The sequence below is a fragment of the Streptococcus mitis genome (assembly GCF_001579035.1).
GTDB classification, from domain to species: Bacteria; Bacillota; Bacilli; order Lactobacillales; family Streptococcaceae; genus Streptococcus; species Streptococcus mitis_J.
In genome coordinates this window covers 82,878-86,026 of record NZ_KQ970285.1, presented here as the reverse complement: position 1 = coordinate 86,026, position 3,149 = coordinate 82,878, and the positions used below count along the sequence as shown (strand labels likewise).

Sequence of the window (3,149 nt, the reverse complement as noted above, 5' to 3'; positions counted from 1 at the left end):
ATTTGCTAGGTAATGAGCTTCCTTGCTATCCAAACCACGTGACACTCCAAGTTGTGCAAAGGCTTCGATTTCTGAGTCCACATTTGCTGGGTTCAATTCCCCACCTGAAACAGGGTAAGTTTTAGAGTTGATGAGTTTAAAGCTGCGGTCAAATTCTGCTTTGAGGATGTCAAGCACGCGCTCCATAGCCCCTTCAGCCATCTTACGGTAGTCTGTGATTTTACCACCAGCAAGAGTCAAAAGACCATTGTCATCACGGTCCAAGCTAGACCCACGAGAAACTGCAGATGGATCCAAATGTTTCTCAGATGTGCTACTTTCAAGCTTGCTGACAGCAGACTCAACATCTTCACGTGTTTTTTCTTTGGAGAGATAAGATTCAACAGTCGCAATCAAGTTGTCAAAGCTTTCATCACTGATGGTACCGTTATTTCCACCATTATAGTCAGAGGCACTGTTCCCTGCAATCAATGGACGAAGACCTGCCCAGCTACTTTCAATGTCAGCAACTGTAATATTCGCTTCTGGGAAGCGGTTGTTGACAATACCAAGTAGGTAATCTACATCTTCTTGAGTTACTTTTGGATGCTCCAAATCACCTGTATAGTCTGTATCAGTTGTACCAAAGTAGGTCTTGTTTTCACGTGGGAGAACAAAGACCATACGACCGTCACCCAAACCTGTGTCAAAGTAAACTGGCTGTGAAACCTTGATTTTGCTTGAATCCACTACCAAGTGAACTCCCTTAGTTGGGCGCATTTGTGAGAATTGGGTTCCCTTATTAGATAAATTGCGTACCTTGTCGCTCCAAGGACCTGTTGTGTTAATCACCAGACGGGCCTTGATTTCAAAGACTTGGTCTGTCAACAAATCACGAGCTACAACACCTGTAATCTTGCCACTTTCGTCAAAGAGGAAGCCTTCTGCCTTCACGTGGTTAGCAATGAGGGCACCGTCTTGGTTGGCACGTTTGATATTTTCAATCACGAGACGGGCATCGTTGTTACGGAAGTCAAGGTAAACCCCACCTCCTACCAAGCCTTCCTTCTTCAAGTTTGGTTGGCGTTCCAAAACTTCTTCCTTGCTCAAAACCTTGTTAGCAGCTGGTGTGTTGTTAACTCCTGCCAAAAGGTCATACAAGTCCATAGCTACTTTCAGACGGAAGAGGCTAAAGGTCGCTCCATCTTCGTCGTAAACTGGCAAGAGCATTGGATCTGGTTTTGGAATGTGTGGTGCGATTTGTTGAACCACTGCACGTTCAGAAACCGTATCTGATACCACTTCTACATCAAATTGCTTAAGGTAACGTAGTCCTCCGTGAACCAATTTTGTTGAACGGCTGGATGTTCCTTCTGCGAAGTCTTGCATTTCAATCAAACCAGTCTCAAGACCACTGGCTGCCGCCTGCAAGGCTACACCAGCCCCTGTGATTCCTCCACCGATAATCAAGAGATCCAGGGTGCGTTCCTGCATTTTTTTAATTGATAATTCACGTGTTTTCTTTGAAAATTCCATTTTTACACACTTTCTAACTAAGTCGCTTTATTCTTCCAATATTAGTCGTCTACTTCCGCAAAGACTTGGGTTGCTTTTACAGCCTTCTTCCAGCCCTTGTAGAGTTGTTCCTTGCGAGATTCGTTCATCGATGGCTCAAAGAGTTCTCCTGTCTCGTTCAAGAGTTTCAACTCATCCAAATCCTTCCAGTAGCCTACTGACAAACCTGCTAGGAAAGCTGCCCCCAAAGCTGTTGTTTCCAAGTTTTTGGCGCGTGCGATGTCGATTCCCAAAATATCAGCTTGAAACTGCATGAGGAAATTATTCATGGCTGCACCACCATCTACTTTCAAGACTTGGATAGCTGTCTGCGCATCTACTTGCATGGTATCGATGATGTCACGCACTTGATAAGCGATAGATTGTAAAGTCGCCTTGATAAAGTCTTCTTTAGTTGTTCCACGAGTTAAGCCAAAGACAGAACCGCGAGCGTTTTGGTTCCAGTATGGAGCACCTAGACCTGTAAAGGCTGGAACAACATAAACTTCGTCATTGTTGTGAGAATCACGAGCATATTTTTCAGATTCTGGTGAATTTTCAACCATGCGAAGTCCGTCACGAAGCCATTGAATGGCACTTCCTGCGATGAAGATAGAACCTTCTAAGGCATAGTAAACCTTGCCATTGATACCGTAACCAATCGTTGTCAAGAGGTTATTTTCAGACAGCTGCATCTCTTCCCCGGTATTCATGATGATGAAAGAACCTGTTCCATACGTATTCTTAACCATACCAGGTTCAAAAGCCAACTGTCCAAAGAGGGCTGCCTGTTGGTCACCAGCCATACCTGAGATTGGCACTTGTCCACCATAGAAATGGAATGGCGCTGTTTTACCGTAGATTTCAGAGTTAGAACGAACCTCAGGCAGCATAGCCTTAGGAATGTTGAGAATTTCCAAAATCTCATCATCCCATTTGAGTTCTTTAATGTTATAAAGCATGGTACGGGCTGCATTTGAGTAGTCCGTCACGTGAGCCGCACCGTCAGTCAATTTCCAAACCAACCAAGTATCAATCGTACCAAAGAGCAATTCACCCTTTTCTGCTCGCTCTTGAGCGCCTTCTACATGGTCTAAAATCCAACGAACCTTGGTAGCAGAGAAGTAAGCATCGATGATCAAACCAGTCTTTTCATGGAATTTTTCCACATAACCTTGGCTTTTTAGTTGTTCAGCCAAAGGTGCTGTCTGGCGTGACTGCCAAACGATTGCGTTGTAGATAGGGAGCCCAGTTTTCTTATCCCAGACGACCGTTGTTTCACGCTGGTTGGTAATCCCGATTGCTTCGATTTGATTTGGCTTGACACCACTTTCGATGAAAGCTCCAGCAATAACTGACTGGACGGAGTTCCAAATTTCATTGGCATTGTGCTCTACCCAACCTGCCTGAGGGAAAATCTGAGTAAACTCTTTTTGACTCGAGCTGACCTTTTCTCCTTTTTTGTTGAAAATGATGGCACGAGAGCTTGTAGTCCCCTGGTCAATGGCCATGATGTATTTTTCTTGTGACATGTGCTGTCCTCCTGATAAAGATCTTGAGGATGTTTCCTCGTTACACTTACTAGTATACAAAATAAAGCGCTTTCTTGTTCATCA

The 3,149-nt window shown here is 44.3% G+C and carries 2 protein-coding genes; both read right to left on the bottom strand.

All coding sequences use genetic code 11. The annotated features are described in order from the left end of the window. Positions 1-1,515, bottom strand: a 1,515-nt coding sequence (glpO, locus tag SMIDD26_RS00440) for a type 1 glycerol-3-phosphate oxidase (RefSeq protein ID WP_134990093.1), incomplete at its 3' end; no start/stop codon positions are given. 41 nt (positions 1,516-1,556) lie between these two features. After that, the gene (gene glpK / locus SMIDD26_RS00435) at positions 1,557-3,065 is read right to left on the bottom strand and encodes a glycerol kinase GlpK (RefSeq protein ID WP_050272612.1); all 1,509 of its coding nucleotides are present in this window, start codon (positions 3,063-3,065) and stop codon (positions 1,557-1,559) included. Positions 3,066-3,149: the final 84 nt, after the last annotated feature.

Coding starts and splice junctions, on each gene's coding strand:
- glpK (WP_050272612.1), bottom strand. CDS start 3,065: ATGTCACAAGAAAAATACATCATGGCCATTGACCAGGGGACTACAAGC.